Origin of the sequence: Spirillospora sp. NPDC127506 (assembly GCF_040302145.1) — a bacterium.
Taxonomy (GTDB): Bacteria; Actinomycetota; Actinomycetes; order Streptosporangiales; family Streptosporangiaceae; genus Spirillospora.
In genome coordinates this window covers 16,085-39,816 of sequence record NZ_JBEORG010000045.1, presented here as the reverse complement: position 1 = coordinate 39,816, position 23,732 = coordinate 16,085, and the positions used below count along the sequence as shown (strand labels likewise).

At 72.2% G+C, this 23,732-nt stretch carries 24 protein-coding genes; 8 read left to right on the top strand and 16 right to left on the bottom strand.

Annotated features, from left to right (window positions below; translation table 11 throughout):
* Positions 1–18: 18 nt before the first annotated feature.
* Positions 19–504 (top strand): IS66 family transposase zinc-finger binding domain-containing protein, encoded by a 486-nt coding sequence (locus tag ABTW95_RS30305; RefSeq protein WP_500228092.1) that lies wholly within the window; start codon positions 19–21, stop codon positions 502–504.
* Positions 407–754 carry an IS66 family transposase gene (locus ABTW95_RS30300; protein ID WP_500228091.1) on the top strand — a complete coding sequence of 116 codons (348 nt, stop codon included), beginning with the start codon at positions 407–409 and terminating at the stop codon, positions 752–754. The genes ABTW95_RS30305 and ABTW95_RS30300 overlap by 98 nt, the downstream gene beginning before the upstream one ends.
* Positions 755–837: 83 nt before the next feature.
* Here ABTW95_RS30300 and ABTW95_RS30295 read toward each other — a convergent pair whose 3' ends face one another.
* The 3 genes from ABTW95_RS30295 to ABTW95_RS30285 all read right to left on the bottom strand — a co-directional run bounded on the left by ABTW95_RS30295 (position 838) and on the right by ABTW95_RS30285 (position 4,947).
* Positions 838–2,418: an IS1380 family transposase gene (locus tag ABTW95_RS30295; protein ID WP_500228090.1), complete on the bottom strand. Its 1,581-nt coding sequence runs from the start codon at positions 2,416–2,418 to the stop codon at positions 838–840.
* 238 nt (positions 2,419–2,656) lie between these two features.
* A complete protein-coding gene (locus tag ABTW95_RS30290; protein WP_500228089.1) occupies positions 2,657–3,322 on the bottom strand; it encodes a response regulator in 666 nt (221 codons plus the stop codon).
* On the bottom strand, positions 3,319–4,947 hold the full coding sequence (locus tag ABTW95_RS30285; protein WP_500228088.1) for a sensor histidine kinase: 1,629 nt from the start codon (positions 4,945–4,947) through the stop codon (positions 3,319–3,321). Before ABTW95_RS30285 ends, ABTW95_RS30290 begins: the two co-directional genes overlap by 4 nt.
* A gap of 158 nt (positions 4,948–5,105) precedes the next feature.
* On the opposite strand from ABTW95_RS30285, the gene ABTW95_RS30280 reads away from it, so the two are divergent.
* From ABTW95_RS30280 to ABTW95_RS30270, 3 genes are read left to right on the top strand one after another with little or no spacing between them, the layout of a single operon-like run.
* Entirely contained in the window at positions 5,106–5,954 is an 849-nt protein-coding gene (locus ABTW95_RS30280) for an ABC transporter ATP-binding protein (RefSeq protein WP_500228087.1), read from the top strand.
* The gene (locus ABTW95_RS30275; protein ID WP_500228086.1) at positions 5,944–6,840 is read left to right on the top strand and encodes an ABC transporter permease; all 897 of its coding nucleotides are present in this window, start codon (positions 5,944–5,946) and stop codon (positions 6,838–6,840) included. Before ABTW95_RS30280 ends, ABTW95_RS30275 begins: the two co-directional genes overlap by 11 nt.
* A 23-nt stretch (positions 6,841–6,863) precedes the next feature.
* Complete coding sequence (locus ABTW95_RS30270) at positions 6,864–7,913, top strand: ABC transporter substrate-binding protein (protein WP_500228085.1); 1,050 nt, start codon at positions 6,864–6,866, stop codon at positions 7,911–7,913.
* A gap of 232 nt (positions 7,914–8,145) precedes the next feature.
* Here the strand turns inward: ABTW95_RS30270 and ABTW95_RS30265 are convergent, their stop codons facing one another.
* The 7 genes from ABTW95_RS30265 to ABTW95_RS30235 all read right to left on the bottom strand — a co-directional run bounded on the left by ABTW95_RS30265 (position 8,146) and on the right by ABTW95_RS30235 (position 15,042).
* Positions 8,146–9,531, bottom strand: coding sequence for an aldehyde dehydrogenase (NADP(+)) (locus ABTW95_RS30265; protein ID WP_500228084.1), 1,386 nt, complete (start codon positions 9,529–9,531; stop codon positions 8,146–8,148).
* A 10-nt stretch (positions 9,532–9,541) separates the two neighbouring features.
* The gene (locus tag ABTW95_RS30260; protein ID WP_500228083.1) at positions 9,542–10,543 is read right to left on the bottom strand and encodes a proline racemase family protein; all 1,002 of its coding nucleotides are present in this window, start codon (positions 10,541–10,543) and stop codon (positions 9,542–9,544) included.
* Entirely contained in the window at positions 10,543–11,472 is a 930-nt protein-coding gene (locus ABTW95_RS30255; protein ID WP_500228082.1) for a dihydrodipicolinate synthase family protein, read from the bottom strand. Before ABTW95_RS30255 ends, ABTW95_RS30260 begins: the two co-directional genes overlap by 1 nt.
* Positions 11,469–12,878: an FAD/NAD(P)-dependent oxidoreductase gene (locus ABTW95_RS30250; RefSeq protein WP_500228081.1), complete on the bottom strand. Its 1,410-nt coding sequence runs from the start codon at positions 12,876–12,878 to the stop codon at positions 11,469–11,471. The genes ABTW95_RS30255 and ABTW95_RS30250 overlap by 4 nt, the downstream gene beginning before the upstream one ends.
* Complete coding sequence (locus ABTW95_RS30245; protein WP_500228080.1) at positions 12,875–13,189, bottom strand: (2Fe-2S)-binding protein; 315 nt, start codon at positions 13,187–13,189, stop codon at positions 12,875–12,877. The genes ABTW95_RS30250 and ABTW95_RS30245 overlap by 4 nt, the downstream gene beginning before the upstream one ends.
* On the bottom strand, positions 13,186–14,343 hold the full coding sequence (locus ABTW95_RS30240) for an NAD(P)/FAD-dependent oxidoreductase (RefSeq protein ID WP_500228079.1): 1,158 nt from the start codon (positions 14,341–14,343) through the stop codon (positions 13,186–13,188). The genes ABTW95_RS30245 and ABTW95_RS30240 overlap by 4 nt, the downstream gene beginning before the upstream one ends.
* Before the next feature lie 87 nt (positions 14,344–14,430).
* On the bottom strand, positions 14,431–15,042 hold the full coding sequence (locus ABTW95_RS30235; RefSeq protein WP_500228078.1) for a helix-turn-helix domain-containing protein: 612 nt from the start codon (positions 15,040–15,042) through the stop codon (positions 14,431–14,433).
* Positions 15,043–15,216: 174 nt separating this feature from the next.
* Here ABTW95_RS30235 and ABTW95_RS30230 point away from each other — a divergent pair, with 174 nt between their 5' ends.
* Positions 15,217–15,882: a GntR family transcriptional regulator gene (locus tag ABTW95_RS30230; protein ID WP_500228077.1), complete on the top strand. Its 666-nt coding sequence runs from the start codon at positions 15,217–15,219 to the stop codon at positions 15,880–15,882.
* A 71-nt stretch (positions 15,883–15,953) separates the two neighbouring features.
* Here the strand turns inward: ABTW95_RS30230 and ABTW95_RS30225 are convergent, their stop codons facing one another.
* From ABTW95_RS30225 to ABTW95_RS30200, 6 genes are all read right to left on the bottom strand, one after another.
* On the bottom strand, positions 15,954–16,664 hold the full coding sequence (locus ABTW95_RS30225) for an ABC transporter ATP-binding protein (RefSeq protein WP_500228076.1): 711 nt from the start codon (positions 16,662–16,664) through the stop codon (positions 15,954–15,956).
* Complete coding sequence (locus tag ABTW95_RS30220) at positions 16,648–17,445, bottom strand: ABC transporter ATP-binding protein (protein ID WP_500228075.1); 798 nt, start codon at positions 17,443–17,445, stop codon at positions 16,648–16,650. Before ABTW95_RS30220 ends, ABTW95_RS30225 begins: the two co-directional genes overlap by 17 nt.
* Positions 17,445–18,443: a branched-chain amino acid ABC transporter permease gene (locus ABTW95_RS30215; RefSeq protein WP_500228074.1), complete on the bottom strand. Its 999-nt coding sequence runs from the start codon at positions 18,441–18,443 to the stop codon at positions 17,445–17,447. The genes ABTW95_RS30220 and ABTW95_RS30215 overlap by 1 nt, the downstream gene beginning before the upstream one ends.
* Positions 18,443–19,336 (bottom strand): branched-chain amino acid ABC transporter permease, encoded by an 894-nt coding sequence (locus tag ABTW95_RS30210; RefSeq protein ID WP_500228073.1) that lies wholly within the window; start codon positions 19,334–19,336, stop codon positions 18,443–18,445. The genes ABTW95_RS30215 and ABTW95_RS30210 overlap by 1 nt, the downstream gene beginning before the upstream one ends.
* 6 nt (positions 19,337–19,342) lie before the next feature.
* Complete coding sequence (locus ABTW95_RS30205) at positions 19,343–20,494, bottom strand: branched-chain amino acid ABC transporter substrate-binding protein (RefSeq protein ID WP_500228072.1); 1,152 nt, start codon at positions 20,492–20,494, stop codon at positions 19,343–19,345.
* 180 nt (positions 20,495–20,674) lie between these two features.
* Positions 20,675–21,508, bottom strand: a complete 834-nt coding sequence (locus tag ABTW95_RS30200) for an ATP-binding protein (RefSeq protein ID WP_500228071.1) — start codon at positions 21,506–21,508, stop codon at positions 20,675–20,677.
* A 170-nt stretch (positions 21,509–21,678) separates the two neighbouring features.
* Here ABTW95_RS30200 and ABTW95_RS30195 point away from each other — a divergent pair, with 170 nt between their 5' ends.
* Both ABTW95_RS30195 and ABTW95_RS30190 read left to right on the top strand, forming a co-directional pair.
* Positions 21,679–22,635: a LysR family transcriptional regulator gene (locus tag ABTW95_RS30195; protein WP_500228070.1), complete on the top strand. Its 957-nt coding sequence runs from the start codon at positions 21,679–21,681 to the stop codon at positions 22,633–22,635.
* Positions 22,636–22,728: 93 nt separating this feature from the next.
* Positions 22,729–23,400 carry a GntR family transcriptional regulator gene (locus ABTW95_RS30190; RefSeq protein ID WP_500228069.1) on the top strand — a complete coding sequence of 224 codons (672 nt, stop codon included), beginning with the start codon at positions 22,729–22,731 and terminating at the stop codon, positions 23,398–23,400.
* Positions 23,401–23,732 lie beyond the last annotated feature (332 nt).

Here is a 23,732-nt window from a genome sequence, read left to right as displayed (position 1 = left end):
GATCGGCGCAGGCGGCATGTGCCGCGGTGCTGCGGTGGCTGCGGCGCCGCGCTGGGCGGGGCGGCCGAGGTCGGGGTGGAGCGGCGGCAGGTGTCGGACATCCCGCCGATCACGGTCAAGGTGACCGAGCATCAGCTGGTCAAGCGGCGGTGCGGGTGCGGGAGGGTGACCACCGCCGATGCCCCGGCGGGGGTGGACGGGCCGGTGCAGTACGGCCCGAACGTCGCCGCGATCGTGGTCTATCTCTATGTCGGGCAGTTCCTGTCCAAGGACCGCACCGCGCGTGCGCTGGGCGAGCTGTTCGGCACCCCGCTCTCGGGCGGGACGGTCGCGGCGATGACCGCTCGGGCCGCGGCGGGTCTGGAGGTCTTCACCGGGCGGGTGCGCGCGGCTCACCCGGGCGCAGGTGGCGCACTTCGACGAGACCGCGTTGCGGGTCGCCGGCCGGCTGCGGTGGGTGCACTCGGCCTCCACCGGCCGGTACGTCCTGATCACGGTGCATGATCGGCGCGGGGTCGAGGCGATGGACGCCGCCGGGGTCCTGCCGCACTTCACCGGGGTCGCGGTGCACGACGGCTGGGCACCCTATGACACCTACGGTCAGGCCACGCACGCCCGCTGCAACGCCCACCTGCTGCGGGAACTGCAGGCAGTCACCGACCACTACCCTCGATCTTTCACGCTGCTGAAGCGTCTGACTGAACGGCGTGACGAGCGTCCCCGGGAGCGGGTTTTCGGTGTCGGGGCATGCTGATAGCCCGGCTGCCGGGCCGGGTGGCCGGGGGTTCCACAGGCCCCGGGGGCTCCTTCCTTGGCTGCAGGGACGGTTTGCGCTGGTCAGGTGGGGTGCGGGAGGGTCTGGATACGCTCCCAGGCGGTGGTGATCGCCGTGGCCCAGGGCCAGGTGGCCGCGATCTTGAGGGTCTTGCGACGTCCGCCGCGCACGAGGCGGGCGGCCGTGTGGAAGACCCGGTATCGCAGCGTCTTCGGCTCTGCTTTGGCGAGCTTGCCGTCAAGGGCGAGGTGCCGGAGCCAGGACAGCAGGATGCAGGCGGTCATCGACGCGTCCAGCCATGCCCTGTTCAGCCCGTAGTCACGAGAGGGGAAATGCCCCAGGCCGGTGTCCTTGCCTGTGCGGATCACGTCCTCGACGCGGGCGTGGACGCGGTGGCCTGCGGCGATGTAGGCGCACTGGCCGCGCCAGCCCCTGGTGTCGGCGGGCAGGTGTGTCGCCCACAAGGTGTAGCGCCACCCGTCTTGTGCCTCGAACAAGGTGAGCTGCGCTCCGGGGTGGGGCCACTCGCGGCGGGCGAAGACCCGCATCGTCTTCGGCCAGGCCTTCAGCCGGTCCCCGTCCGGGCCCTTGCGCAGCAGCCCGGTCAGCTCGGTGACGTGCGCTTCGGCGATCCAGCAGGCCCGATGCCCGCACCTGTGGTTCCCGCAGGCCACCTCAGACCGGCGCTCGCGGACCTTCCCGCCCGCATCGATCGCGGCTTCCCATGCGGTGTCCGGGACCAGCCCGAGCGCGGTCTTCTCCCTTTCGGCCAGTGCCCAGCCGATGGAGTACACAAGCTCATACCCGCGGCGCGAGGCAAGCTTGTCCAGGCGTTTCACCAGGTCGTGGCTGGCTCCGGCACCGTCGCAGGTGACCATCAGCTTCCGGCGGAGCTGAGGAGGCAGCGCTGCGATCGCCTCGTCAAGAAGCTTCAGGTGATCGGCGGCCGTGTTGCTTCCGGCCGATCCCGGCCGCATCATCCAGGCCAGCGGCTCGCGCACATTGTCACATTCGGCCAGGAGGGGGTGATGGCCGAACCCCTTGAAGTTCGGCTGTGCCTGCTCCTTGTCGGAGTGGGCGGGAACGACGGTGGCGTCCAGGCGGATGCAGGTGATCCCCGTCAGCTGCCGGTCCGCGACCTGGACCGGCGGAAGCTGCCCGTGCCGGGCGATGACCTGCGACCAGGCGTAACGCCGCGCCTTGTTTATCGCAGCGGTGACCCTGCCCCGAGTGCGGTCCCCGCCGGCGGCGGTCTCCTTCAGCGTCCGCCACGCGGTCGGGACCGACGCGACCTGGCCGAAGACCTCGTCCTGGTCGCCCATGACCCGGAAGTCGCTGATCACCCGGGCGCCGTCAGCGATCGCGCATGCCAGGTCGGCGAAGACCCGACCCCGGTCCAGGCCGCCGTCCGGCGACGGCAGCGCCGCCGACAGCCCGGCCGTCAGGCCCGTCCGATCAGCGAGCTGCCGCAGCAGGACCAGGCCCGCGTGCGACACAACACCCGTGCCGCCGCCGACAACTTCAAGACCGCGCGACCATGCGGTAGCGTTCACGTAGAAAGTGCTCCTTGAACTGGGCTGATACGGACTTCGACACTCCACATCATCGCAGTTCAGGAGCATTTTTCTGTTCAGGCGCGCCACTCAACAGCCAGGCTTCGTGAAAGACCAGGGCTAAGGGCGAAGGCGGTGTCGTGGCCTAGACCCGACGAGCATCACCAGCAGTCGAGCAAGCTCCGAACCAACCGGTACATCACCGACAGACAACACCTCACGCATGGGGGCAGCACACATGGGGGCAGCGACTGCCGCTGCCTCGCAACGAAAGCGCAGCTCACAGCGCCGAACCGAGTATGCGAGCGGTACAGGTCCTCGCCGGGCTCTACCGGGGCGACCACGCGTACTGGTGTTCCGGGCGCCCGGTCGCGCCGTAGCGGAGCGTCACCACGACCCGCCCGGCCTGGGCTAGTGCGGCCAGGTAGCGCTGGGCAGTGGCGCGGGAGATGCCGATCTCGTCGGCGATCTCGGCGGCGGAGCGGGGCGTCTCCGCGCGCCGCAGCGCGTCGCTGACCAGCCGCGCCGTCACCGGAGACTGGCCCTTGGGCGGGGGCGGCTGGCCGTGCAGCGGTGCGTACAGGGCGCGGACGGCGCCGTCCAGTGCGGCCTGCGACAGCTCGTTCTCGCCGGACAGCGCCTCCCGGTAGCGGGCGTAGGCGGTGAGCCGGGCGCCGAGCGCGGCGGCGGTGAACGGTTTGATCAGGTAGTGCAGGGCGCCGTGCCGCAGCGCCTCCCGCACGATGCCGGGGTCGGCCGCCGCCGTCGCCATGATGACGTCGGCGCCCAGCTCGGGCAGCAGGGCGAGGCCGGAGCCGTCCGGCAGGTAGACGTCCAGCAGGACGAGGGCGGGTTCCAGGTCGGCGGCCATGGCGCGGGCCCGTGCGGCGGTGTGCGCGAGGCCGGCGACGGTGAATCCGCGCAGCGCCGCCACGAAGCCCGCGTGCACCTGCGCGACCCGGAAGTCGTCGTCGACGACCAGTACGTCGATCACCGCATCGCCTCCGCACCGAGGACGCCGGGTATCCGGGCCACCGCCACGGCGCCGCTCCCGCCCGGCCCGGCCGTTCCGGCGTCCACGAACGTCACGTCGCCGTCCCGGGCGCGGGCGGTGCGGCGCGCCAGCCCGAGGCCGAGCCCGCGCGACCGGCCGGCGGCGGTGTCGCGGGTGGAGACGCCGTCGTCGAACACGGCGTCGCGGAGGCCGTCCGGCAGCCCGTCGCCGGAGTCGGTGACGGTGACGTGCAGGTCGCGGCCGTCGCCGAGCAGCTCGACCTCGACGCGGGCGGGCCGCCGGCGGCCGAGCCGGGCCGCCTCCACGGCGTTGTCGACCAGGTTGCCGACGACGGTCGTGACGTCCAGCGGGTCGGCGACGCGGCCGGGGACGTAGCTGCCGGCGCCGATGTCGAGCCGGACGCCCTTCTCCGCGGCGACCGCGGCCTTGGCCGACAGGAACGCGCGCAGGTAGGGGTCCGACAGCGGGTCGGGCAGGTTGCCGGGCGCGGGGGCGCGGCGGGCCGCGTCGTCCATCAGCGTCCCGACGTACTCGGCGGCCTCCTCGCTGTGGCCGAGCTGGAGCAGGCCCGACAGAGTGTGCAGCCGGTTGGCGTACTCGTGCCGCTGCGCGCGGAGCGCGTCGAACAGGGTGCTGACCGAGTCCAGCTCGCGGGCGAGGGTCTCCAGGTCGGTGCGGTCGCGCAGCGTGATGACGGCGCCGAGGTCGCGGCGGTCCCGGCGGACCTCGCGCCGGTTGACGACCAGGACCCGCTCCCCCGCCGTGACGAACAGGTTCGCGGCCTCGCGCTCGCCGGTCAGGACGTCCCGCAGCGTCCCCGCGGGGGCGAGGTCCCCGGCGGGCGCGCCGCGCTCGGGGGCGGCGCCGAGCAGCCGGGACGCCTCGTCGTTGCAGACCGCGATCCGCCCGGCGGTGTCGACGGCGACGACGCCCTCGCCGACGCCGTGCAGCACCGCCTCCCGCTCGTGGACGAGCTCGACCAGCTCGTACGGTTCCAGGCCGAGCGTCTGCCGTTTCAGCCGGCGGCCGATCGCGACGGAGGCGACCACGCCGAGCAGCACGGCGCCGGCGACGAACAGCGACATCTCGCGCAGCACGCGGGCGAGCTCCCGGTCGATCGCGCGGGCGTCGAACCCGACGCTGACCTCGCCGAGGATCCGCCCGTTCCGCCCGTACAGCGGCACCTTGCCGCGCGCGGACAGGCCCAGCGTGCCGCGCTCGACCCGGACCACCTCCCGTCCGGCCAGGGCGTCGGACGGGTCGGTGCTCACGTGCTCGCCCAGCCGGCTCGGGTTGGGGTGCGAGAAGCGGATGCCGCGGCCGTCGGTCACCACGACGAACAGCGCCCCGGTCCGGACCCGGATCCGCTCGGCCCGGTCCTGGATGAGGTGCCCGGGATCCCCGGCCGCGACCGCGTCGGCGATCTCCGGGTCGACGGCGACGGTGCGCGCCACCGTCAGCGCCCGCTGCCCGTACTGGTCGCGGAGCCGGCCGTCCAGCATCCAGGCGACGAGCCCGTACCCGAGGACGGCCACCACGACGACCACGCCGACCTGGAGGATCAGGACCTGGCGGGCGAAGGAGATGCGGGGCCGGACGGACATGACGTGCCACGGTAATCCATGCCGGCCCGGCCGCCCAGCCCCTGGCGAGCAGAACGCGCAGAAGTCCGGATAACGCGCTCAACGTGGGGATTCGCGGCTTGCGAGCACATCGCGGGCAAGGGTTCCGGTGACGCGCGCCACATTCGTACGGTTCCGCCGTGTCCGAACGAGCATTTCCCCCAGAACACAGTACCGAGCGCCCCACCGCCGGGCCCGTCATCGAGCTGGACGGCGCCGCCAAGCGCTTCCGGTCGGCCGGCGGCGTGCACACGGCCGTCCGGGACCTGCACATGCGCGTGGGTCCCGGCGAGTTCGTCGCCGTGGTCGGCCCGACCGGCTGCGGCAAGTCGACCACCCTGTCCCTCGTGTCCGGCCTGGAACCGGCGTCCGAGGGCCGTGTCCTCGTCCACGGCAGGGAGGTGGACGGCATCCCGGACGGCGTCGGCTACATGTTCCAGAACGACGCCGTCCTGCCGTGGCGCTCCGTCCTGGACAACGTCGCGGCCGGTCCGCGCTACCGGGGCGCGTCCAGGCGTGAGGCCCGCGAGCGCGCCCGCGACTGGGTCGCGCGCGTCGGCCTGGCGGGCTTCGAGGGCTACTACCCGCATCAGCTGTCGGGCGGGATGCGCAAACGCGTCGCGCTCGCGCAGACCCTCGTGAACGAGCCGTCCGTGCTGCTCATGGACGAGCCGTTCTCCGCCCTCGACGTCCAGACCCGCGGCCTGATGCAGGACGAGCTGCTGCGCCTGTGGTCGGGGTCCGGCGCGGCCGTCGTGTTCGTCACGCACGACCTGGAGGAGGCCCTGGTCCTGTCCGACCGCGTCGTGGTCATGACGGCGGGCCCCGCGACCATCAAGGGCACCTTCGAGGTGCCGCTCGACCGGCCGCGGGACGCCGAGGAGGTCCGGCTGACCGCGGAGTTCCTCGACATCTACCGCGAGGTGTGGGACTCGCTGCGCGAAGAGGTCCAGATCACCCGCGAGAGAGGGGCCGGCCATGCCGCGTGACGCGGAGACCATCGAGAAGGCGCCGGCCGTGGCGGCGGCCGCCCCGGGCGACCGGGGCGAGCTGGCGGCGATCGCGCGGGCGCGCAGCGCGGGGCTGCGCCGCGCCCTCGGCATCAACGCCGTCCGGGTCGCGCTCGTCGCGGCGTGGCTCGGGTCGTGGGAGCTGGCCGCCCGGCACGTCATCGACCCGTTCTACTATTCCATGCCGTCCAAGATCTGGGAGCGGCTGGTCGGGTGGTTCACCGACGGCACCTCGCAGGGGTCGATCTGGGAGCAGATCTCGGTCACGCTGCAGGAGGCCGTCGCGGGCTTCGCGCTCGGCGCGGCGGGCGGCGTGGTCCTCGGCATCGTGCTCGGCCGCAGCCGGTTCCTGTCGGACGTGTGCGCACCGTTCATCAAGGCCGTCAACGCGATCCCGCGCATCATCCTGGCCTCGCTGTTCATCATCTGGTTCGGCCTCGGCATGCAGTCGAAGATCGCGACGGCGTTCGTGCTGGTGTTCTTCGCGGTGTTCTTCAACGCCTTCCAGGGCGCCCGCGAGGTCGACCGGAACCTGGTGAACAACGCGCGGATCCTCGGCGCCGGCCGGATGCAGGTGCTGTGGACGATCGTGGTGCCCAGCGCCACGTCGTGGATCCTCGCGTCGCTGCACTCGGCGTTCGGGTTCGCCATCATCGGCGCGATCGTCGGCGAGTACACCGGCGCCGACAAGGGCCTCGGCCTGCTCATCAACCACTCGCAGGGCGTCTTCGACGCGGCCGGGATCTACGCCGGGATGATCATCATCACCGTGCTGGCCCTGCTCGCCGAGTACCTGCTCACGCTGCTGGAGGGCCGGCTGCTGCGCTGGCGGCCCGCCGTCTCCGGCCACGACGTCCAGATCTGACACCCCCCACCAGGAGAACCGCCATGCCCAGCACCACCGTGCGGGTGAGCGCCGCCGCGCTCGCCGCCCTCACCGCCCTGTCCGCCCTGTCGGCCTGCCGCGACTCCCACTCCGGCGGGGACGGCGGGGACGGCGGCAACGTCAAGATCATGGTCGGCGGGATCGACAAGGTCATCTACCTGCCCGCCAAGCTCACCGAGCAGCTCGGCTACTTCAAGGAGCAGGGCCTGGACGTCCAGCTGCTCACCGAGCCCGCCGGGGCGCAGGCTGAGAACGTGCTCATCGCCGGGGACGTGCAGGCCGTCGTCGGCTTCTACGACCACTCCATTCACCTGCAGACCAAGGGCAAGTGCGTGGAGAGCGTCGTGCAGATGGCCGACGTCCCCGGCGAGGCCGAGATGGTCGCGACGTCCAAGGCCGGCTCGCTGACGTCCCCGGCCGGGTTCAAGGGCAAGAAGCTCGGCGTCACCAGCCCGGGATCGTCCACCGACTTCATCACCCGCGCGCTCGCCGTCCGCAACGGCGTGAAGACCTCCGACTACACGACGGTCAAGGCGGGTGCCGGCCAGACGTTCATCTCCACGATGGACAACGGCGGCATCGACGCCGGCATGACGACCGACCCCACGATCGCCAAGCTCGTTAGCACCGGCAAGGCGAAGGTCATGGTCGAGATGCGGACCGAGGAGGGCACCCGCAAGGCGCTCGGCGGGCTGTACCCGTCCAGCTCCCTCTACATGGACTGCGCGTACGTGCAGTCGCACGCCCAGACCGTGCAGAAGCTCGCCAACGCGTTCGTCAAGACGCTGGGCTGGATCAAGGCGCACAAGCCCGCGGAGATCGCGGCGAAGATGCCGAAGGACTACGCGGGCGGCGACCCCGCGCTGTACGAGAAGGCGATCGGCGACTCGATCAGCATGTTCAACGGGGACGGCGTCATGAAGCCGGACGCGGCGGAGAACGTCCTGAAGGTGCTGGCGCAGTTCTCCCCCGAGGTGGGCGAGAAGAAGGACCAGATCGACCTGACCAAGACCTACACGACCCAGTTCGTGACCAAGGCCAAGCAGCCCTGAGCCGACGCCGGACGGCCGGACGCGGGCCGGGCCTTGCGCGGAGGCCCGGCCCGTCAGCCTGCCGGGCCAAGGCCGGATCGGCCCGTGCGCGCGGGCGTGGGTGCATCAATTACTGCTGGGCCACCTCGCCGAGCGGGACGGCCGCCCGGTGCGTCCGTCTGGACGAACTGGACAACATCTGCGCCGTGCTCGGCTTCGGCGTGTTCGGGCTCGTAATCTGTGATGCCGCCCATCAGCGGATGGCCTGGGGGACGTTCCAGGGGTTGTCGTCGCGGAGCGGGGGCGGGAGGAGGTGCTGCGGCCAGTTCTGGAACGCGACGGGGCGAAGGAACCGGTCGATCGCCGCAGGGCCCACCGATGTCGTGGCGGGCGCCGTCGTCGCGGGGTAGGGGCCGCCGTGCTGCATCGCGTTGGTGACGGAGACGCCGGTGGGCCACTGGTTCCATAGGACGCGTCCGCTGCGGTCGGCCAGGACCGCTGGAAGCGTGCCCAGGTCGTCGTTCTGTTCCGCGTGCAGGGAGGCCGTCAACTGGCCCGGCAGTCTCGACAGGACTTCGGCCACGTCGGCGAGGTCAACGTAGGTGACGACCAAGCCGAGCGGACCGAAGCATTCCTCGGCTGCTCGGGCGTCGGCCTTGAACGCATCAAGGTCCATGGTGAGGAGGCGGGCAGCGGTGGACGCTGCGTTCGGCCAGACGAGGCGGTGGACACCGGGGCGGGCGGCCAACGCGGCCGCGGCATCCAGGTAGCCCGTTTCGATGCGGTCGTTCAGCATCGGGGCGGCGGCGATCTCATGGAGGCGTGCGCTGAGGCCGTCCAGCAGCCCGGTGGGGGCGAACAGCAGGCCGGGGTTCGTGCAGAACTGGCCGGCGCCCAGGGTGAGGGACGCCGTGTAACCCTCGATGATCTCCTTGCCGCGCGCCTCGGCGGCCGCGGGTGTCACCACGGACGGGTTGACGCTTCCCATCTCGGCGTAGAACGGGATCGGCACCGGGCGTTGCGCGGCGATCTCGGCGAGGGCCAGGCCGCCGCGTTGGGAGCCGGTGAACGCGGCAGCGGCGATGCCGGGGTGACGGAGCGCCTCGACACCCTGGGCCTCGCCTTCGACCAGGGTGAGCACACCGTCCGGGAGGACGGGAGAGATGATCTCGGCGATACGGCGGGACAGCCGAGGGTGGCCGGGGTGGGCCTTGACCACGGCGGGGCAGCCCGCCGCCCATGCGGACACAGTGTCGCCACCCGCGACGCTGAAAGCGAAGGGGAAGTTGCTCGCGGCGAAGACCAGGACCGGGCCGATGGCCGTCCGGTAGCGGCGCAGGTCGGGGCGGGGACCGGTCGGCCAGGACGGGTCGGGCCTGTCGATGCGGGCGTCATGAAAGGCACCGGTTCGGATTTCGTCGGCGAACATCGTCAGCTGGAACGTCGTGCGGGCCAGTTCACTGTTCAAGCGGGCCGCGCCGAGGTGGGTCTCCTCGTCGGCGATGGCGACCAGTTCATCGCGGGCACCGCGCAGCGCTGCGGCGACGGAGGCCAGGGCCTCGGCACGCTGCTCGGGTGGTGTTGACGCCCAGCGAGGTGCGGCGGTCTGGGCTGCGCTGACGGCCTGATCCGGTGTCATGGGTCTTTCCTTAGAGGACGAAGCCTTCGGGGAAGGGGTCGGCGGGGTCGAGCAGGTAGGTCGCGGTTCCGGTGATCCAGGCGCGTCCGGTGAACTCGGGGACGACGGCGGGGAGCCCGGCGACCTCGGTCTCGGCGACGAGGCGCCCGGTGAAGCGGGTGCCGATGAACGACTCGTTGACGAACTCGGCGTGCAGGGGCAGTTCGCCGCGCGCGTGGAGCTGCGCCATGCGGGCGGACGTCCCGGTGCCGCAGGGGGAACGGTCGAACCAGCCGGGGTGGATCGCCATGGCGTTGCGCGAGTGGGACGCGTCCGAGCCGGGGGCGAGGAACTGTACGTGTTTGCAGCCGTCGATCAGCGGGTCCGCCGGGTGCACGGGGCGGTCGGTCTCGTTGATCGCCGCCATGACGGACAGCCCGGCCTTGAGGATGTCGTCCTTGCGGGACCGGTCGAACGGCAGGCCGAGCTGTTCGAGGTCGGTGATCGCGTAGAAGTTGCCGCCGTAGGCCAGGTCGTAGCGGACGTCGCCGAAACCGGGAACGGTGACCGCGGCGTCCCGGCGGAGGGCGAACGAGGCGACGTTGCGCAGGGTGACGTGTTCGGCGACGCCGTCGCGGACGGCGACGCGCGCCTCGACGAGCCCGGCCGGAACGTCCAGCCGGACGATCGTCTCCGGCTCGGTGACCTCGACCATCCCGGTCTCGACCAGCACGGTCGCGACCCCGACGGTGCCGTGCCCGCACATCGGCAGGAAGCCGCTGGCCTCGATGTAGACGACGCCCCAGTCGGCGTCCGGGCGGGCCGGCGGCTGCAGCAGCGCGCCGCTCATCGCGGGGTGACCGCGGGGCTCGTCCACCAGGAAGCGGCGCAGCCCGTCCAAGTGCCGGACCGCGTAGGCGCGCCGCTCGGCCATCGTGGCGCCGGGGATGGGCGGGACCCCGCCCGTGACGACGCGGGTCGGCATTCCCTCCGTGTGCGAGTCGACGGCGCTGATCGAGCGGACGGAGCGCATCAGGCGGCCCGCCGGTTGCGGAGAGCCGCAATGGCGCGGGCCATGTCGGCGGTGACGGCGGCACGCTGTGCTTCGGTGAGCGGGCCGCGCGGCGGGCGGCACGGTCCTCCGTACCGCCCGGCCTGGTCCATGCCGAGCTTGATGGCCTGGACGAACTCGGTCCGGGAGTCCCAGCGGAAGGCGGCGATGAGCACCTCGTACAGGTCGCGCGCTTCCTCCAGCTTCCCGGCGAGGGCCAGGTCGTACAGCTGCGCCGACTCGGCGGGGAACACATTCGGGAACCCCGCGAACCAGCCGGTCGCACCCATCAGCAGAGATTCGAGGGCGACGTCGTCGGCGCCCGAGACGACCTCCAGCCCGGGCGCCTTCTCGGTGATCTCCAAGACGCGGCGGACGTCGCCGGAGAACTCCTTGACCGCCGTGATGTTGTCGATCTGCGCGATCTCGGCGAGCAGGTCCGGCGTCAGGTCCACCTTGGTGTCGAGCGGGTTGTTGTAGACCATGACCGGTAGCCCGACGGACGCGACCGACTCGTAGTGCGCGATGACGTCGGCGCGGTTCGCCCGGTACATGGTGGGCGGCAGGCACAGGACGCCGTCCGCGCCGTCCTCGGCGGCGACCTCCGTCCAGTGCCTCGCCTGGTGGGAACCGGGGCCGTGCACGCCGGCGATCACGATCCCGTCCCCGCCGACCGCCTCCACGGCGGTGCGGGCGACGCGACGGCGCTCGTCTGGGGTGAGTGCCGAGTACTCGCCGAGTGAGCCGTTGGGGCCGACACCGCGGCAGCCGTTGCCGACCAACCAGCGGCAGTGCTCGGCATAGGCGTCGTAGTCGACGGCGAGCCCGGCGGGGGCGTCGGCGTTCTCGCGGTAGGGCAGGGCCGTGGCCACCACGAGGCCGCCGAGACTCTGGGACTTGGTGCCGCTCATCGGGGGGTCTCCTTCGTTTCTTCCTCGATGGGATGTCGTGCCAGTTCGCCGAGCCGGATCGGCTGGGCGACGGGTCGGTGGTGGGCCGCGCCATGGGACAGCAGTTCGGCGACCGTGGGGCCGCAGATCCGCGCCTGGCACGGGCCGAGCCCGGCGCGGGTCGCGAGCTTCACCGCGTGTGCCGAGTTCCGGGCGGGATCGGCGGCCGCACGCAGGAGTGTGCCGTAGGTGGTCTCCTCGCAGCGGCAGACGATCGTGCCGGGATGCAGCCAGCCGCGCCAGGCGGCGCCGATCGGGTGCGCGGCGGCGAGGCGCGCCGCGAACGCGCGGGCCCGGTCGCGGCGGCGCCGCACGGGTCGCAGCCCGGCGGCGGCGGGGGAACCGCCCCCGGCGATCCAGCCGGCGAGGAGCCCCTCGGTCGCAGCGGCCTGGGCGCCGGCGATGCCGGTGATCTCCCCGGCGGCGTGCACGTCGGTGGCGGTGGTGAGCTGGTCGCCGTCCACCTCGACGAACGCGCCGTCCCGCAGGCGGCAACCGGCGGCGACGGGGAGTTCGAGCTGCGGGCTGAAGCCGTGGGTGACGCAGACCGCGTCCACCGCGAGGGTCCGTTCGGTGCCGGGCACGACCGACCAGTCGGGACGCAGGCGTGCCGTGACCGCCTCCTCCACGCGTCCGGCGCCGCGCGCCTCGACCACGGCGCGGCCCGTCCGGTAGGGGACGCGGTGCCGGGCGAGCAGCCCGAGGTATCCGGCGAGTTCGGCGCCCTTGCCCGGTTGCGCCGCGAGTTCCCACGGACGGTGCAGCCAGCCGCGTGCCATGGTCGCGGCGGCGTTGGCCTCCAGCACCGCCTGGACGGTCGAGCCGGCCGCCAGGAGCGAGGCGGCGACCGGTAGCAGGAACGGTCCAGAGCCGGCGATCAGGACGCGGTCACCGACGATGAGGTGCTCCCCCTTGGCGAGCGCCTGCGCGGCTCCGGCGGTATAGACGCCGGGCAGTTCCCAGCCGGGGAACGGCAGGACGCGGTCGTGGGCGCCGGGTGCGAGGACGAGCGCGTCGGGTCGCAGGACGTGCCGTTCACGTTCCGCCGCGTCGGTCTCGCCGCGCAGCACGTGGACATGCGGGGCGCTCTGGTCCCGGCGCTCGATCGCCCAGACGGTGCTCCGTGGCCACCAGGCGCAGTGCGGATGACCGAGCACGTGACCGCGGCGGCGTTCGAAGCCGCGCCGGCTGCGGTGAAGGCGCCCGGGGTGCGCGTTGGCGTAGGCGTCCGGGGGCATCCGGTGATACTGGCCGCCGGGGTCGTCGGCGGTGTCGAGCAGCGTCACCCGCGCCCCTACGCGCAGGGCTCCCACCGCCGCGCCCAGGCCCGCCGGACCGGCCCCGATGATCACCACGTGCCGGGTCATCGGGCGTCCTCCCTCGCGCGGGACTGGGTGGCGACCGCGTCGCCGTCGCGGGCGCGGCGGCGGCAGGCCCGCACGTCGCGGACGCCGTTGACGGTGACGAGGCAGTCGAAGCAGGCACCGATGCCGCAGAAGACGCCGCGCGGGGAGCCGGACGGGCCTTCGCGCCAGGCCACCCGCCCGGACGCCAGCAGCACTCCGGCGATCGTCTGGCCCTCGATGCCGGTGAGCGGTTCGCCGTCCACGGTGATCCGCAGCGGAATCTCCCATCGCCCGGCCGCTTTGCCGGAGGCGCGCGCGAGTCTCGGGCTCATCCGTTCTCCCCTTCGGCTTGGACGGCGGGCCGGTCGACCCTGAACGGCTCCGCGTCGATGTCGGGTTCGCGATCGAGCAGCAGGTCTCGCAGCAGGGCGGCCGTCCCGACCGAGAGCCCGATGCCGGCGCCCTCGTGTCCGGTGGCGTGCCAGAGCCCGCTCAGGCACGGGTCGGCGCCGATGACGGGCAGGTGGTCGGCGACGTACGGGCGGAACCCGCCATAGGCGCGCATCACCGGCACGCCGGCCAGGGAGGGGAAGAGGCGGAGCGCCTTGCCCGCGATGACCGACAGGACCTCGGGACGGAGCCGGTCGTCGAATGCGACCCGGCGCCGCGACGAGCCGATGAGGACCGTCCCGGCACGGGTGGATTCGACCACGGCGGACGCCTGCAGGTCTCCGGCGCCGCTGCCGACGGCGCCCACATAGTCCGCGTCGTAGACCTTGTGGAAGACGGTCGGCGGCATCGGCGCGGTGACGAGCACCTCGCCGCGCCGAGGCCTGACGTCCAGCCGGACGCCGAGCCGTGCGGCGACCTCGCCGGACCACGGGCCGGTGGCGTTGACGAATGCGTCCCCCTCGATGGTTCCAGCGCGGGTGCGGACGCCGGTGATGCGGCCGCCGCGCACGACGGCGCCGGTGATCTCGTGTCCGGTGCGCAGGGCAGTGCCGGCGCGGACGGCGTCGGCGAGCAGCGCGGTGGCCGCGCCGGCGGGCTGAACCTGCGCATCGCCGGGGTAGTGGACGGCGGTGGTGCAATCACGGGTGAGGTGCGGTTCCCAGCCAGCGAGGGCGGCGGCGTCCAGGTCGACGGCGTCGATGCCGGCCGCGCGCTGGGACTCCGCGAACTTGCGCAGGGTTCGCGCGCCTTCGCCGGTTGTCGCGACGACGATGCCGCCCTTGGGCTCCCACTCCACAGCGTCCGCGTCTGGGAGGATCTGGAGGATCTGCGGCCACAGTCGCCGGGACAGCTTCGCGAGCTCCAGTTCGGGACCGGGTCCCTTGTCGGAGACCAGGACGTTGCCCTCGCCGTGCGCGGTGGTAGCCGCGGCGGGGCCAGCGCGGTCCACGACCGTGACGTCGCACCCCGCCAGGGCGAGTTCGCGGGCACAGGCGGCGCCGATGATCCCGGCACCGAGCACCACAACCCGCACTATCACCACTCCATTCGTTCGATATAGCGAACGAACTTGACGTTATGTCTCCCGCGCGCGGATGTCAATAGAGGTGGCGAGGGACTGTCAGGACGTGTGGTCCCGGTGCGCCCGCTCTCCTTGCGAGGAGTGAAGACGCTGGTCGGCGTCATACTGCAGGAGCAGCACGGAGCGCACGGGCCCGTCGAGCGCCAGGTAGCCGTGGGGCAGCCGGGCGTCGAACGCGACGTAGTCGCCCGGGCCGAGCTCCACGTCCCGGTCGTCCACCCGAACGCCGAGCCGCCCGGCCTGGACGATGGTGTGCTCGGTGCCGACATGGCCCAGCGAGTCCTGCCGGCGACCGGCCCTGACCTGCTGGTCGTACACCTCGAACATGGCGCCGCCGGACGCGATGCCGCGCAGCGGCCGCAGATCGACGCCCTCACCGCGCAGCACCTCGACGTGCGCCCCCCGGACCACGGTGAGCCCGGACGGCTCCCGGCGGTCGAGCAGGTCGGAGATGGGGATCTCCAGGACGCGCGATAGGCTGAACACCGTCTCGATCGTGGGGTTCCCCGCGCCGGCCTCCAGCTGGGACAGCGTCGCCTTGCCGATTTTCGACCGGCGTGACAGCTCCGACAGCGACAGCCCGAGCTCCAGCCGCGCGCGGCGCAGATTGCCGGCCAGCACGTCCCGCACCGACTCCGCTGATGCTCCCACGCTCCCACGCCCTTCCCCGCAGCGTTCGCTCTGCCGAACGCCGAGTGTACCTGCGGGCGGGCTGGATGGGGACGCCGAGTCGGGCCACCCCGGCGAATGCAATACTACATGTCACCGGCCGATCCGGCCGTCGTGCCGGCGGGGCACCACGCCCCGGAGGGAGTCACGACCCAGATGCTGAACCTTCCTGCCCTGGGCCCGCGCAAGAGCGTGCGGGTGCAGATCGCCCATGCGCTCCGGGCGGCGATCGTCAGCGGGGAGATGCGGCCGGGCCTGGTCTACTCCGCCCCGGCGCTCGCCGAGCGGTTCGGAGTGTCGGCGACCCCCGTGCGGGAGGCCATGATCGACCTGGCCAGGGAGGGGCTGGTCGACGTTGTCCGCAACAAGGGCTTCCGGGTCACCGAACTGTCCGAGCGAGAACTGGACGAGATCACGGAGGTGCGGGCCCTGATCGAGGTCCCCACCATCGTGCGGGTCGCGCAGACCGCGCGCGCCGAGGAGGTCTACGCGCTGCGGCCCCTGGCCGAGGCGATCGTGACGGCCGCCGGGAACCGGGACGTCCTCGCCTACATCGAGGCGGATCATCGCTTCCATCTCGCGTTGCTCGAACTTGGCGGCAACTCCCACATCACCCGGCTGGTGAGCGAGCTTCGCTACATGTCCCGGCTGTACGGTGTGCCACGGCTGGCGGAACGCGGCGAACTGGAGCCGTCCGCCCGCGAGCACGAGGAGCTTCTGGAGGCCGTGGCGAGCGGTGACCTGGCGGCCACGGAGGCTCTGATGAACCACCACCTCCGCCACATCCGCGGAATCTGGGCAGATCGCCCCGAACACCACTAGCAGCCTGGGCGCCGGGGATCCGCCGGCCGCCCCCGTGGGCACGGCCGGCGGGAAGGCCCCCGCCATCGCGGTCATACCGCACCTCCCAGGTAGGCCTCGACCACGCGCGGGTCGCCGGACAACTCGGCGGCCGAGCCCGCCAGCGCGCAGCTGCCGTTCTCGATCACATAGCCGCGCTGGGCGATGCCGAGCGCCGCCCTGGCGTTCTGCTCGACCAGCAGGACGGCCGTCCCGTTCGCGGCGACATCGCGGACGACCTCCATGACCGCCGCCGCGACGAGGGGCGCGAGGCCCATCGACGGCTCGTCCAGCATCAGCAGCCTCGGCCCGGCGACCAGAGCGCGGCCGATGGCGAGCATCTGCTGCTCGCCGCCGGACAGCGTGCCGCCCTCCTGCCCGCGCCGCTCCGCCAGTAGGGGGAGCAACCCGTAGACCCGGTCGATCCGCCTCGCCAACTCGCGGCCGTCCCGGACGAGGTACCCGCCGAGCAGCAGGTTCTCGTGGACGGTCAGGGTGCTGAAGACCCTCCGTCCCTCGGGCACGTGCACCAGGCCGCGCGCCACGATCGAGGGCGGGGCGGCCCCGGCCACCGACTCGCCCTCGTACCTGATGTCGCCGCTGGACGGGCGGACCAGCCCGGAGATGGCCGACAGCGTCGTGGTCTTCCCGGCGCCGTTGTTGCCCAGCAGCGCTACCGTCTCGCCCTCCCCGACGGTGAGTGACAGGCCGTTCAGCGCGGTCACCCCGCCGTACCTCACGGTCAGGTCAGTCAGTTCGAGCACCGCGCACCTCCTGGGTCTCCTGCGCGTCGGCGTCGCGGCCGAGATACGCCTCGATCACCGCGGGGTCGCCGCGGACTTGGGCGGGAGTGCCGTCGGCGATCTCCCTGCCGTGGTCGAGCACGACGATCCGATCGGAGACCTCCATGACCAGCCCCATGTCGTGCTCGATGACGGCGACGGCGATGCCCAGCTCCCGGATGCGCCGGATCAGGTCGAGCAGCTCGGTCTTTTCCGCGTGGTTGAGCCCGGCGGCGGGCTCGTCGAGCAGCAGCAGGGACGGCCGGCGGGCCAGTGCCCGCGCGATCTCGACCCGTCGCTGCTCGCCGTAGGGGAGGTGCTTGACGAGGCCTGTCCGGTCCCCGCGGAGCCCGGTGAAGTCGAGCCACTTGTGCGCCTCGTCCGTCGCCGCCTGCTCGCTGCGCCGGTAGCGCGGGGTGTGCAGCAGCACGTCGGCGAGGTGTTGCCGCAGCCAGAGGTGCGTGCCGGCCCGCACGTTGTCCAGCACCGACAGGTCGCCGAACACGCGGAGATTCTGGAACGTCCGCGACAGACCGCGCGCGGCGATCGCCGATGGGCGCCGCCCGGTGATGTCGGTGCCGTCCAGGACGACCCGGCCACTGGTCGGCTTGTAGAAGCCGGTGACGCAGTTGAACGCGGACGTCTTGCCCGCGCCGTTCGGGCCGATGATGGAAACGATCTCGCCGGCGTGCACGCTGAAGGTGAGCCCGTCGACCGCGCGGACGCCGCCGAACGCCAGCCGTAGATCCCGCACGTCCAGCATCACGCCTCCTCCGACCGGGCGGCCGTCCGGGCCGTCTCCCGCGAGCGGTGCGGCCAGAGTCCCTGCGGGCGGCTGATCATCATGGCGATCAGCAGGACGCCGAACACGAAGAACCGGTAGTCGGCCAGGTCGCGCAGGATCTCGGGCAGCAGGCTGATCACGACGGCGCCGATGACGACGCCGGGTGTGGAGCCCATCCCCCCGAGCACGACCGCCATCAGCACCAGCGCCGACTGCAGGAACGTGAAGCTCGCCGGGGAGATCGCCGACAGCTGCGCGGCGAACAGCACGCCCGCCAGCCCGCCCCAGACCGCCCCCGCGATGTAGGCGGCCAGCTTGACCCGGTAGGTGTGGACGCCCATCGCCTCGGCGGCGTCCTCGTCCTCCCGGACGAACCGCCACGCGCGGCCGAGCCGGGACCGTCCCAGCCGCCCCGCCAGCAGCACCGCCGCCGCGACGATCAGCAGCACGGCGTAGTAGAACACCACCGGGTCACCGGCGTGGTCACCGAACAGGCCGGGGATGCCGTAGATCCCGGACGGTCCGCCCGTGACATCCAGGTTGTTGGCGATGATCCGGACGATCTCCCCGAAGCCGAGCGTCACGATCGCCAGATAGTCGCTGCGCAGCCGCAGTGTCGGGCCGCCGATGACGATGCCGGCGGTCACGGTCGCGACGACGACGAACGGGATCGTCGCGAGCAGGGGCCAGCCCAGCCGGGTCGCCACCAGGCCGCTCGTGTAGGCGCCGACCGCGAAGAACGCGGCGAAGCCGAGGTCTAGCAGGCCGCAGTAGCCGACCACGATGTTCAGGCCAACGGCGAGCATCACGAAGATGACCGCGCTGGTCATGATGTTCATCGCGTACGGCGTCGCGATCGCGAACGGCGCGGCCAGGCCCATGGCCAGGCCGGCCCAGCCGAGATGGCGGCTCTCCAGCAGGCGTGAGACCGCGCTGGTTCCAGGCCGTCTCGCCACCCGGTCGCGCACGGCGGTCATCACACGCGCTCCGTGACGCGCTCGCCGAGCAGCCCGGTCGGGCGCACGGTGAGGAAGAGGATGAGGAAGCCGAACGCGAACACGTCCCGCCATTCGCCGCCGACCCAGTGGGTGCCGAACGACTCGAGCATGCCCAGCACGAGGGCCCCCAGCATCGTGCCGGGAACGTTCCCGATGCCGCCGATGACCGCGGCGGTGAACGCTTTGAGTCCGATGATGAATCCCATCAGGAAGTCGATCTTTCCGTAGTAGCCGCCGGCCATCACGCCCGCGGCGCCGGCCATCGCCGAGCCGATGAAGAACGTGCGCGCGATGACCGCGTCCACGTTGACGCCCATCAGCAGGCTCGCCTTGGGGTCGAGTGCGATGGCCCGCATGGCGCGGCCCTGCCTGGTCCGTCCGATGAGCAGCGCCAGTCCCGCCATCAGCGCCAGCGAGATGCCCATCAGCACGAGCTGCTGCATCGTGACGCGGGCGCCGAGGACGGTGACGGACACGCCGTCCAGCCGCACCGGATAGACGCGCGGGTTGGGACCGGCCACGATCCGGGTGCCGTACTCCAGCGCGAACGACGCGCCGACGGCTGTGATCAGCAGCGACAGGCGGGGCGTCCCGCGCAGCGGCCGGTAGGCCACGCGCTCGATCGCGAGGCCAGCCGTCCCGGTGGTGATCATTGTGAGGACCAGGACGGCGAGCAGCGCCAGCAGGGAGGAGGAGTGCACCAGGCCGCCCATCGCGCCGAGCATCGCGAACCCGGTGAACGCGCCGAGCATGTACAGGTCGCCGTGGGCGAAGTTGAGCAGCTTGATGATCCCGTAGACCATGGTGTAGCCGAGCGCGACCAGCGCGTAGAACGAGCCGACGAACAGCCCGTTCCAGATCAGTTGCGACATCGGCGGCTACTTCAGCGCGTCGTGCAGTTCGAAGGCGCCGTCCTTGACCACCAGGATCACGAAGCCGCCGTTGCTGAGCGTGTGCCGCGGGGTGAACCTCAGCGGGCCCGAGAAGATCGGGAAGCCGTCGATGGCCTCCAGCTGCTTCGCGACCTTGTCGCCGTCGGTGCCGCCGGCCTTGGTGACGGCCTCGGCCGCGACCCGCACCGCGTCGTAGGACTGGGTCGAGTACGGGCCGGGGTCACTGCCGAACTTCCGTTTGTAGGCGGCGATCCAGCCGCCCGCGCCCTCGATCGTTCCGGGCGTCTGCGTCATCGTGGCGTAGACGCCCTCCGCCGCCCTCTCCCCGGCGATCTTGACGAGCTTGGCGTCCACCGAGCCGTCGCCGACCATGAAATCGCCCTCGTACCCGGCCTGCCGGAACTGCCGCACCAGGAGACCGCCCTCCTGGTAGTAGCCGGTCCAGTAGATGAAGTCCGGGTTGGCCTTCAGGACGTTCGCGATGTTCGCCGAGTAGTCGCTCTCACCGGGATTGACGGCGTCCAAGCCCGTCTTCTCCGGCCCGCCGGGCTCGTCGAGCGCGGCGGCCGTCCGCGTCGCGATGTCCTTGGAGTAGGAAGTGTTGTCGTGCAGGACGGCGACCTTCTTCGCGCCGCTCTTGCTCATCCAGCTCATCGCCGCCAGCGCCTGCTGGTCACCGGTCCCGTTGAGCAGGAACACGTGCTTGAGCCGCTGCTCGACGAGTTCGGTGGAGTTCGCCGCCGGGATGATCATCGGAATCTTGGCGCGGTCGAAGACGGGCAGGGTCGGCAGCGTCGCGCCCGAGCAGTAGCCGCCCACCGACACGGCGATCTTCGCGGCGACCAGCTTGCTGGCCGCCGCGACCGCGGTCTTGGGGTCGCACGCGCCGTCCTCAGCGCGCAGCCGAAGCGTGCGGCCGTGGACACCGCCGCGCGCGTTGATCTCGTCGACGGCCATCTGGGCGCCGTTCTTCATGTACGGGCCGATGTCGGCGCTGGCGCCCGACAACGGCACCACCATCCCGATCACGATCGGGCCCGAATCCGCGGCGTCGTCCGAACCGAGCAGTCCCTGGCCGCAGGCGGACACCGTCAGGGACGCCGCTCCGAGGACGACGCCCAGCGCGAGTTTCTTCATCCGGGTCTTCCCTTCTGAGGCGGTCAAGGTGGCGCTGCGCCAATGCGACCGTCTCCATGTGACATGTGACATTGCATAGGCACGGTCTCGCCGCGTCAAGAGGGTGAACCCACCTGACGGCTACCTAACACACAGGTCATGGACCCGGTCGCCGGGGCGTCCCCTCGCCGTGGCGCGCGCTCAGTGCAGATCCCAGGACGGTGCGCGATACGCCGAGGACTCCATGGCGAGCTCCTCGCTGTGCCGGACGATCTGCTCAACCACCTCGACCGCGTCCGACACCGGGTGTCGGACAACACCGTGTCCCGGTCGCTCGTACAGCAGCGACTCGCCCTTGACCCAGACCCACAGGCCGACGGTGAAGTGAATGACCGCCGCGTCGGGACCGAGCGAGATGCGCGGCCGCAGCCCGCGCGCGGCCGCGAGCGCGCGGACGCGCTCGTGCGGGGGGCACCGCACCGGAGCCGCCGCCGGGATCGCCGCCGGGATCGCCGCCGGGATCGGGACCGTGAAGTAGACGGCTTTGCCGGGCACCGAGTCCGGTCCGAGCCTGGACCTGGTGGGATGGACGCCCCAGCGGCCGCCGGCCTCCGCCGTCAGCGCGTCCACGAGAAGCAGGCCGCGCCCCCCGCACGCGTCGGACGGCGCCGCGGGCGGGACCGGGAACTCGCCGGGGCCGCGCCAGGGGGCGGCGTCGAAGACCTGCACCGTGACCGCAGGACGGGGCCGATGGCTGATGTGGGCCCACAGCTCCACCCGGTCGCGAGCCCCGTGCACGACCGCGTTGGTGGCGATCTCGGAAACGATCATCTGCGCGCTGTCGAGCGCGACCGGCGGGATGCCCACTTCGTTGACGACCGAACGGACGATGGCCCGTGCCGTTCCCGCGGCCTTCGGGCCGGGCGGTAACGGCCAGGCCGGGAAGGCGCCGTCGCCCAGACCGCCGGCCGAACCGACGCCCGAGCGGTCGTCCGGCGGGGAGCCCTCCTTCTCGGCCGTCCGCGGTTCGTCCATATCGATCGCTTCCCATGAGAGTCACCGGACGCGCACATGCTCGGCCGCCGGGAGAGGGGCGGTGAGGAGGACCTCTCCCGGCGGCCGATCGCTCACTTCAACGAAGGAGTACGGGAAGTATGTCCATTGGCCCCCACCGGAGGTCATCAGCTGATGCATAATTTCCGGCTATGGACCTCGATATCAGTCATCTGCGCATGGTGTGCGCGATGGCCGAGACGGGAAGCGTGACCCGGGCCGCGGCCCGGATGGGCATGTCCCAGCCCGCGATGTCGAACCAGCTCCGCCGGGTCGAGAGCATCGTCGGCGGTGAGCTGTTCACCCGCAGCCGGTCCGGCCTGGAGCCGACCCCGCTGGGCCGGCAGGTGATCAGCCGGGCGCGGACGGTCCTGTCGGAACTGGACAACCTGTTCGGTGACCTGCGGCCGCCCCTGGGCGAGGACGAGGCGCTCGCGCTCGGCTGCGTCCATCTCGCCTGCGTGGGGAGCATCGTCGCCCGCGTGGGCGACGCGCTCCCCGGTCGGGAGGTATCGCTGCGCATCGAACCGTCCTCGGCACTGCTCGGGGACGCGCTCGCCCGGGGGCAGCTCGACGCCGCCCTGCTGGGGACCATGGAGGGCTTCGACGTCCCGCTGCGGGCGCCGGTGGTCAGCCGCACGCTGGTGCCCCGGTTCCCGATCTTCGTCGCGCTCTCGGCGAACCATCCGCTCGCCGGCCGGAAGGAGGTCGACCTGGTCGACCTGAAGGCCGAGTCCTGGGTGGCGCCGCCCGGCGCCGACGACGGATCCCTCGCCTCGCTGCGGGCGTCCTGCCGCGCCGCCGGCTTCGAACCGATCGTGCGCTACGAGGCGCCGAGCGGGGCGGCCTGCCCGCTGGTCGCGGCCGGGCACGGGATACGCCTGGTGGACCCGTCCTGGCCGGCGCAGCCCGGCACGGTCGTCCGGCCGCTCGCGGGAGAACCGCAAGTCGCGAAACTGATCGTGGCCTGGCGCCGGGACAGCGTGGACGATGACGACGCGGCGGCCCTCTACCGGGGGCTCGCGGCGGCCTTCGTGGAGCACGCCGACAACCACCCGGCCTTCGGGGCGTGGTGGCACGCCCATCCCCAGGTGCATCCACTGCTGTGACCGGGGGCCCGAGTCCTGCCCCGGCCGTCCGTCCGCCCGCCCGGTCGGACCGCGACCCGGAACGGTATTCTGATCGTGGTTGAGGAGGGGCGTATGGATGCGGTGGCCGATGCCGCGGTCGGGCTGCCGGATCTCGGCGGTCACAGCAGTCTGCGCGGGCGGGTCGCCGATGCGCTGCGCGGCGCACTCACCGGCGGGAAGCTGCGGCCGGGCGTCGTGTACTCCGCGCCAGCATTGGCGGACGAGTTCGGGATCTCGCCCACCCCCGTCCGCGAGGCCATGATCGACCTCGTCCGGGACGGGCTCTTCGAGGCCGTCCGCAATCGCGGTTTCCGGGTCGTCCCACCGTCGGACCGGGATCTCGCCGAGCTGACCGAGATCCGGGAGCTGGTCGAGGTTCCCGCGGTCGCGGGGCTGGCCGGGAACGTGCCGGAGGCGGCGCTGCGGTCGCTGCGGGTCCTGACCGATGAGGCCGCCGCGGCGGCGGCCGGCGGGGACCTGATCCGCTTCCTGGACGCCGACCGCCGTTTCCACACCGGGCTTCTCGAACTGACCGGCAACCGGATGCTGGTCCGGACGGTCCTGGATCTGCGCGCCCGGTCCCGGATGTACGGGCTGGCCGAGCCCGCCGCCGCGTCCGACGACCTGCTGGCGTCGGCGCGGGAGCACGCGCACCTCCTGGACGCGCTGGTCGCCGGGGACGCCGACCGGGCACGCAAGATCATGATGCGGCACCTGGAGCACATGCGGCGCGGCGGGCGCTGAACCGCCTTCCCGGCAGCGGGCGCATCGTGGCCGGATCCGGCCACGCCCCGTGCATGCTGGCATTTGGGGCACCCATCGGGTCTTGGCAAGTCGCGTTCCGCACTTTACAGTTCAGTGCAATTTCACATTGCACAGCGGACGCCGCGGCCCGAAGCCGCGGCACCCCCGTCCGCGAAGGAGGATCCCCCCAATGGTCCGCCACAAGCGCAGCGGCATCGCCACGGCCCTGACCGCGGCCGCCGCCCTCATCACGGCCTCGGTGGCCGCACCGGCTCCCGCCGGCCCGGGCCCCCCCCCCGCGGCGCCCCCCCCCCCCCCCCCCCCCCCCCCCC